The organism is Bacteroidota bacterium, assembly GCA_016195025.1.
Taxonomy (GTDB): domain Bacteria; phylum Bacteroidota; class Bacteroidia; order Palsa-948; family Palsa-948; genus Palsa-948.
The window spans coordinates 21,766-30,069 of sequence record JACQAL010000055.1 but is presented as its reverse complement, the minus strand read 5'-3'; the positions used below and the strand labels follow the sequence as shown (position 1 = coordinate 30,069).

Annotated in this window: 8 protein-coding genes; all 8 read right to left on the bottom strand. The window is 40.3% G+C overall.

All coding sequences use genetic code 11. The features are described 5' to 3' along the window. Positions 1-287: 287 nt before the first annotated feature. The 8 genes from HY063_10920 to HY063_10885 all read right to left on the bottom strand — a co-directional run bounded on the left by HY063_10920 (position 288) and on the right by HY063_10885 (position 8,246). Positions 288-1,529 (bottom strand): T9SS type A sorting domain-containing protein, encoded by a 1,242-nt coding sequence (locus tag HY063_10920; protein MBI3502294.1) that lies wholly within the window; start codon positions 1,527-1,529, stop codon positions 288-290. A gap of 30 nt (positions 1,530-1,559) precedes the next feature. After that, the gene (locus tag HY063_10915; protein ID MBI3502293.1) at positions 1,560-2,852 is read right to left on the bottom strand and encodes a hypothetical protein; all 1,293 of its coding nucleotides are present in this window, start codon (positions 2,850-2,852) and stop codon (positions 1,560-1,562) included. A 468-nt stretch (positions 2,853-3,320) separates the two neighbouring features. Next, a complete protein-coding gene (locus tag HY063_10910) occupies positions 3,321-3,887 on the bottom strand; it encodes a hypothetical protein (protein MBI3502292.1) in 567 nt (188 codons plus the stop codon). A gap of 515 nt (positions 3,888-4,402) precedes the next feature. After that, positions 4,403-4,993 carry a hypothetical protein gene (locus HY063_10905; protein ID MBI3502291.1) on the bottom strand — a complete coding sequence of 197 codons (591 nt, stop codon included), beginning with the start codon at positions 4,991-4,993 and terminating at the stop codon, positions 4,403-4,405. A 434-nt stretch (positions 4,994-5,427) separates the two neighbouring features. After that, a complete protein-coding gene (locus tag HY063_10900) occupies positions 5,428-5,580 on the bottom strand; it encodes a hypothetical protein (protein MBI3502290.1) in 153 nt (50 codons plus the stop codon). A gap of 433 nt (positions 5,581-6,013) precedes the next feature. Then, positions 6,014-6,823 carry a hypothetical protein gene (locus HY063_10895; protein ID MBI3502289.1) on the bottom strand — a complete coding sequence of 270 codons (810 nt, stop codon included), beginning with the start codon at positions 6,821-6,823 and terminating at the stop codon, positions 6,014-6,016. Between the two features lie 308 nt (positions 6,824-7,131). Next, positions 7,132-7,971: a hypothetical protein gene (locus tag HY063_10890; protein MBI3502288.1), complete on the bottom strand. Its 840-nt coding sequence runs from the start codon at positions 7,969-7,971 to the stop codon at positions 7,132-7,134. 113 nt (positions 7,972-8,084) lie between these two features. Next, entirely contained in the window at positions 8,085-8,246 is a 162-nt protein-coding gene (locus HY063_10885) for a hypothetical protein (protein MBI3502287.1), read from the bottom strand. Between the last annotated feature and the right edge of the window lie 58 nt (positions 8,247-8,304).

Here is an 8,304-nt window from a genome sequence, read left to right as displayed (position 1 = left end):
TGCCCCGCGAAATTTTAATTGAGAAAATGTCAGCAAGTTTTACCGATGTCCTGCGGGTCGGATGGTGTTACCGCCAACGAGTTCGGGGTTTGCGTGGTGGCGGATTAGAAACCACAAAACTGTCCCCCGCTACAAAGATAATTACTTGCACACACTTTCAAATTATTCGTCAACCGCCATTACGCAAACCCCGTGTTAGAGCCTGTGCCCCACATCCTGCGTGTCCATGCGAAGTTGTCCACCGAGAGAGAAACAGTCTGCCAAGCGCAACAGTCAAGGTGAAAAAATTATTTGTCAATGATTACAAATTTGTCTACTGCGATGTCCCGATAGCCATCGGGATTGTTTTCTTCTGTCAGCCGAACGAAATACAGTCCGCTTGCGAGATTGTCACGGGAGAAAAAAACTGTCTGACCGCTGATGTTTTTTATTTGCGCAACTGTCTGCCCATGTAAATTGTAAACCGTCAGAGTAGCATTTTTTAAAAAATTGTCTGTCCGCAAGGTTGTCTGCGTGGAAAATGGATTTGGATAAATTGAAATTAAATTTTTAATATTGGTTTCATTTACTGCAACAAGAGAACAAGTGTCGCAATATTCCCAGAAATCATTATAGTAGATGCTTCCGTTCCATCCTGTTCCGATATATCCTTTTGTGCCAATCGAAAAGCCAACAGCGCCATATCTTGCCATTCCGCCAAAGTTTGCTTTCTGTGTCCATGTATTGCTCGCCTGATCCCATTCATAGAAATCCTGTTTGAAAGTGTTGCTGGAATCATATCCTGTTCCTATATATCCTTTTATTCCGATCGAAAACCCAACAGCGCTGGTTCTTTTGGTTCCTCCAAAGTTTGCTTTCTGCGTCCATGCATTTGATGTTGTATCATATTCCCAAAAATCATTATAATAGGTGGCGGGAGGATAATTAGAACCTGTACCTACATATGCCTTTGTTCCAATTGAAAAAAAAGCAGTGGCATTTCTTGCTGCCCCACCAAAGCTGGCTTTCGGTGTCCACATATTAGTCGCCTGATCCCATTGCCAGAAATCTTGAGTATAAGCGGGAGAACCAATCGCTCCTGTTCCAATATATCCTTTCGTGCCGATGGAAAAGCAAGCAGCTAAATCTCTTTTCGTTCCACCGAAGTTCGTTTTCTGAGCCCACATATTAGTCGCCTGATCCCATTCCCAGAAATCTTGCTTCAAAGCAGTGCCATCAAATCCAGTTCCCACATATCCTTTTGTTCCGATTGAAAAGCCGACTGCTTGATCTGTTGCCTTTCCAGCGAAGTTTGCTTTCTGCGTCCATGCGTTAGTTGATTGATCCCATTCCCAGAAATCACTACGTAAAGAATCTTTGTCTTTACCTGTTCCAATATATGCTTTTGTACCGATAGAAAAACCAACTGCCCAGTATCTTGCCGTTCCTCCAAAGTTTGCTTTTTGTGTCCAAGTGCCTTGTGCAATTGTCAATTCATGCGAAACTGTCAAGGCGAAAAAAATAGTCGAGATGAGTAGTTTTGTTTTCATTGTAATTTGATTTTATATTTTTGTTTTAAATTATCTTTTTCGTTTTTGGTTTTCTTCTGGATTGGTTGTTTGTGTTTCCTGTTTGTTTGAATTGTTTGATTTTATTTTTCCCAATTCAATTCCAAAATTAATATACCATCCGTTCCAATTTACATATACGTCACCGCCTTGTTGTTTAAAAGGGTCAACCTGATAATTGCATTTTCCATCTGGACATTCAACTGTCGGTTTTATTTGTAATAATCTGTAACCTGCATGAATTGTGAATGCAATTTTTTTTCCGAAGTTCAAACCCGTTTCAATATTGCCTCCTGTATTGTAAGCGCCTTTATAATTTTGAGGTTGTTTCCCTGCAAATTGTATATCACCTTTCATGAATCCGAACATTGCGTTAAGTTTAACGAAGAAAAATGTTTTATCATTTATCGGAAACATTACAGGGAAACCAAACTTTATGTAAGAAAGGGTAGATGCAATTTCAACGGGATACAGTTGGAAGTTTGATAAGCCAACATCTGTCTTTCCCCAAATGGCGTGTGATGGCGTTTTTCCGAATCCCAAATCAAAACCGAGTATTGTTTTTGAATTCCTTGCCCTGCCTGTAAATCCAAAATATAATTCATAAAAACCACCTGCGCCATGAACATCTGCAATTCCGTCTGACGGAGACCAAACTCCTGAACCGGTTTGTTGATTGTGAAAAAAATCTTGTGCGTTCCCAATCGAGTAGTGATTAAACATTGCGCTTGGTGAATAGGAGAATCCAAAAAATGTTCGTGTTCCGTATTCCGAAACATTTTTATTTTCAGTTGTTGTCGAGGTGTCTTTTCGCTGATTGATTTCCTTTTTCTCCGTTATAGTTATGGAACTGTCCTGTGTTTTGTTGGTGGATGGAGGTGGAGTATTATTTACAGTAACTGTTGTAGTGGTTGAAGAAAAATTAGGATTTATTTCAGAAATATCTCGTTGCAAGCCCACCATTTTTCCTTTCGTTGAGAGAAAAACTCGTGAGGAGTTTGTCTTTCGCAATTCAAATAATGTTTTTGTCAGGTCAGATGTATTTTTTATTTCAATTCTGTCGCCTGAAAACATTATCCCTTTCATCGGGTAAATTGCGGTTATCACTTTCTCGTCCGACCATTTGCCTTTTTCTATTTTGATAACTCTTACTCCACCACCTTTTGCAGAAGTTGTCTCGAAAGTAATGCCGAGAATTTTTTCAATGTATTGTAAGCTGTCGAGCGGTTGCGAAGTTGTCTGCCCGTGCGCAACTGTCAGTGCGAAAACAGCGAGAGAGATTGTCAGGAGTGATTTTGTTTTCAATAACTGTCTTGTTTTAGGATGATGATGCAAATGTATGAATTGTAAAATTGTCCACCGAATTTGTCTTTTGGGGCATTGGCTCTAACGTTTTGCAAGTTGGAGAAGTGGCGGAGTTCGGAGCACTTCACTGTCCCGCAGCACAAAGGTAAATAAATGCACTAAAGTTTCTACTTGCACGTCACCCGCCATTTCTCCAACTTGCTGTTAGCACCAGTTTCTTCTGTCGTGGCAGTCCACCGATACACGCGCTACAACGAAGAGAGTAACTGTCTGACGAGAAAAATTGTCGTGAAAGAAATTGTCAATGAAGGACTGTCACACGAAGAAACTGTCCACCGAGAAAGTTGCCGTCTGCAGGTAAAGTCACCAAAATTTCCACTAAGGTTTTGTCTCACGATTGTAAACATCTCCGTCTTTTATGTCCACTGTCCAGATGCCATGTCATTTTTTTGTCTTTTGAAATTGGTGCTAATTTGTCTCCGATGGCTTGCTCTTTTTGAAATTAAAAACTCCACCAATTGAAATACCAAAACCTAAAACTAATTCTCTCTTCGTGCTTTGTGTCTTTATGTTAACGAAGCCCAGTAATGGTGCAACGCGAAATACAACTCCGTCTCCCATATACCGATATCCAACTCTTAATAAATACGTGTCCCAAAAATTAGTCCTCTCACCAATTGGAAGTAATGTGTCGTTTAAATTACTTGTCCCGTGAAAAGCCGTCAACCCAAAGCCAATTTCTATGAAATGTTTTTGTCTGCCGATAAGAGTGTTTATTTCAATTGGAAAGTTGTAAATAGTTGTATTGTCGTACTTGTTACTGCCAAATGCAAAACCCAATCGCAATGAATTATGAAGAAGAGGAACTTTTTTATAATGAAATAGTCGTTCGTAGTTTATAGAGAAAAAGGAACCTCCGTTTCCTAATAGTTCAACAAAAGCCGAATTATTCTTAAGTTCATTTGTCTGTCCATTGCTTTGCTGTCCAAATAGCAGAAACGCTGTCGCAAATAAAAGTGCTGTCCACCGTGTCATTTTTTTGTCTTTTGAAATTGGTGCTAACGTTCCGCAAATTGGCGCTGTTGCCGACCTACGGAGCGTGAAATTGTCTGCCGAAACCGAAACAAATATATGAAAAACAAAACTCAATACAAGAACGAAGACGGCAATAGAGCCAATTTGCTGTTAGGGGCAGTTTTGTCTGGCGTGACCGTCCCCGTGCAATAAATTTAATGACGAAGAAAAATACTGTCGAGGTAGAAATTACCGTCCACGGAATAGTCTACGAGGGACTGTCACCCGACAAAACTGTCTGCGGAGAATGTTGTACTGAACCGAAGCGAGAAGCACCCCGAAGAGCGAGCCGATTTGCAACCCATAAAAAAGCGTCTACCGATAAAAAGAAGGTTGCAAATGGGCTTGACCTGAGCAGGGGAGGATGAAAGAATTGAGAGTAGCCGGTTTGCTCTTTTGCTTGCGCTTCGCTTGCAAAAAGTGCAAAGCCGGAACGCCTGTGTTGCTGTCTCTTCCGCGAAATAGTCTACGGGAGACTAGTAATTTTTAGAAGTTAATTGATATTGTCCTGATAAAGTACCGGTCGTATCAAATAGTTCAAACTTTATAATGCCATTTTTCTCATCCCAATATTCTTTTCTTAAAGTTAGGGTGTCTTGAAGGACATAAGTTGTAAATGTACCGAGAGGAACATTGATTGTTTTATTTGTTTCCAAAACGTTATATGCTGAATAAATTTTCTCTTCGCACAAATAGTCCGGATAAAAGTCGTTAAGTTTTGGTGTTAGCGGTGCCCTCATAAATTGAAAAGTTGTCAATGAGACCCAACCACAACTTGTATAGGCAGAGGTATTGAGTCCGTCTCTTTCTCTATAAACATTATAGTCGTCACCAACAGATTTTGAAAATGGAATGGATGTCCATTGAGGATAACTAAACTTGAATCTCAAATTTGTATTTCCGGGATTTATAATAACAGATAGAGTCAAGGCATTCAAGGTTGTGTCTGTCGAGGAGATATATTTATAGGTTGCTTGATTGTCTTTTTTTACCCAGGCAAAAGGTAAGGTGTCTGGCGGCAGCCCTTTATCTTTGGAGCAACCCCAAAGTGAGGCTAACAAAGTCATTATGATTATTGTCCGTATCATTTTTCAAATTGCCCCTAACGTTTTGCAGCTTGCGGACAGTGGCGATTTAGAACTACGAAACTGTCCCACGCAACAAAGATAATAGAAAGCAGAAAACTTTCAACTTGCTCGTCAGCCGCCATTGCCGCAAGGTGCTGTTAGCAGCAGTTTTCTTTGTCGTGTCTGTCCCACGATGAACGCGAAACAATAAATAAATAAACTGTCGAGATGAAAAGATTGTCGTGGAGAAATTGTCCAACGAGGACAGGCACACAAAAAAACTGAACACGTGTCCCGCGAAAGTTTGTTGTTGTTGGTTTGAAAAGTTGTCTGGTTAGAAAAAACTGTCGGAAGAAAAAGTTTTTGTCTGCCGAACGAATGATTGTCTGCCGATGAACCGCGAAGAAGAGTTGCGAAACTGTCAGCCGATGAATTTATTTTTTTCTTTTCTGTCGGTCTGCGATAAAGTTTTTGTCCACCGCGAGCGCAATGTCGCGGACTTGTTTGTCTGTCAGCAGTGCGAAAGTGTCATCCGTGAAAGAACTGCTTTTGCGATAGATGAAATTAATTTGTTTCTCTCGCATCATTCCCCAAATGATAAGTTGTCGAATCCCGCGATTGTTTTTCTGTTGTTCCATTGTCAAAACGTTAAAGCAATTGTCCACCGAAAAATTGTCCTGTGGTTGAATTGCTGCTAACGTTCCGCAAGTTTGCGCTGTGCGGATTTTAGGAGAAGGATTTGTCTGCCAAGACAAATGCTTTGTAGGAAATCTGCACACCAAATTTACGATTTTGCCCGCATAGCGCAAACTTGCTGTTAGCACAAGTGCATTTTTGTCTACCGATGACGGAACTGTCCGCTATGAATAAATTGTCTTGATTGGAATTTTTTGCTTGCTGTCCACTGTGAAAGAAACTGTCTGGCAAAAGCAATTGTCGAAATGTGAGTTGCTGTCCGCTAATTTTTTTGTCTGTCCTTGCGATGCTGTCAGACGATGTGCAACTGTCCAACATTTAAAATTATTTGAATGTAATTGTATTAAAGCGGGCAGAAACAGTGCTTACTGCTCCTGTTCCCTCTAATTGAATTTCAACTAATGACAGACCAGCAGGGTTTATAAAACTAACAAGTCCACTATCGAAACTTGAATAAGTTGCATTTGTAAAGGATGCAGAAGTCCATATTGGATTTCCGTTGATAAGAACTCTAATTTGTCCAGTTACGCCTGACCCACCAGTCTGACATTCTCCAGTATATCTCATTTCATTACCTGATAAGGGTAAATCAGAAAAGTTAACCCAAAAAGCACCTACGCCCTGCCAGCCAGTGTTAGACTGATTTGCCCAAGAAGGTGACCAAGAAAGAGAAATTGTATGTCCACTTCCAGCAGAGCCGGTAGCACCTGTCGCTCCTGTTGAACCTGTGGCTCCTGTTGCTCCCGTTACGCCTGTCGCACCTGTGATACCTGTCACACCTGTTGTACCCGTAGCGCCCGTAGCACCCGTAGCACCTGTTGCCCCTGTCGCTCCAGTTTGTCCGATACCAGTTGTGCAAAGAGATACCCACGATGATAAAACTATACGGTAATAAAAAAAGCAAGAAGAATCTGTATCATAAACTAAAAGTCCGTTTGCAGGATTTGTAATTGCAACACGTTGAACGGAAGTTAAACGTGGAACTAATATACCCTTATCGGTTGCTGTCAAATCGAGAACTGCGGATGGATTTGGAGTAAGAGTACCGATGCCTACATTATTATTTTGGGCTGTCAGTTTGTGCGCAACTGTCGAGGTGAGAAAAACTGTTGAGATGAGAATAAATTTTTTCATTGTCTTACTTTCTGTCAATCGAGAGAGAAACTGTCTGCCGAAAGTTGCTGTCCTGTATTTGTATTTTTTGCATTTGTGCTAACGGTTTCGCGCTTGCCGCAGTGGCGGATTAAAAGCGAGTAACTGTCTGCTGATACAAAAGTAAATTAATTGCACCAACTTCAAATTAAAAATGTAGCCGCCATTGAGGCAAGCGCGTGTTAGCGGTAGTTTTTTCTGTCGTGACCGTCTGCGTGCATGGCTGTCCGCGAGACTGTCACACGAAAAAACTAAAACCTGTATTGCGAACTGTCGGGAAGTAAAAGGTTTTATTTCTCCGTGTTTTTATAAAATTTATTTTTGTCGTACGAGTATGTGTAAATCCAATTTTCTTCTTCAGGGTAACAAAGATTTACCCATTTGTCGTAAATGTAAATGTTATAATATTCTTGAAACATTTTAATATCATCTTCAATCGGCTCAATTTTGAATGTCTTAATTATTTCTTGTCCTTGTAAAACAAAGATTGTTTGATTGTCGAAGAATAAGTATCTGTCTTTTATTTGCACTGGAAGAGGCGAAGATGTAATGTTGACCTTTAAAGGAAAACTGTCGAGAAAATATTTTAAGCTGTCGTTGATGTAGTCAATATGTAACTGCCCACTGCTCCAAACAATAAATTTGTCCAGAGACATTTGTCGAGGTTTTGAAACCGAAATAGAGTCGTAGAATTTTTCAATTTGATTCTTACAAACCGTCTCGCTTAATCCATTCAATCCAACGATGAACTGTTTCCAATCGGATTTTGTAAAATTGTCTACGATTGCGGTCAGTTTCTGAATTGTCGGATAGCCAGAAAAGTCTATTTCATACCCATTTTCATTTTGCTTCACAAAAAGATGTTCATATGTCATGGATTGTTCCATGATATTAATCACAAGTTTTTTGTCCTTCAGTTGTCCGTTTAGGATTTTTTCTTTTATGTAGTCGTTGAGTACTTTTGTTCTTGCCTTAAATATTAAAGTTGTTGTCTCGTTGTACGAATAATAACTTTGACATAAATTCAATTCGATTTTGTCCTCCTTAAAATGGCGGTTCATGCAGTCGCCTTTCGCTTTGCTGTCGGCAAGAGAAAAAGTTGTCAAGACGATGAGAAGTAGCAGTCTCATTTTTTGTCTTTTTAAAATTACCGCTAACGGTTTCGGGCTTTGCGTGAGTGGCGGAATAGAAACCACTTCACTGTCCCACGCTGCAAAGATAATTACTTGCACGAACTTCCAAATTAAAAGTCAACCGCCATTACGCAAAGCCCGTGTTGGCTGCTGCCCTTCTTTTCTTTTGTCGTGATGAAGTGTCTGTCCGCTGTGATGTTTTTTGTTTTTGTGTCGGGCATTTTTGAAAATTTATTTCTGTCGGTGCGCAGGATGGGCACGCTCTTTTGCATTTTGCCTATTCCCGTAAAAATAAAAAGAGGCAAAGTGCAAATGTGCGTGCCAGGTTGG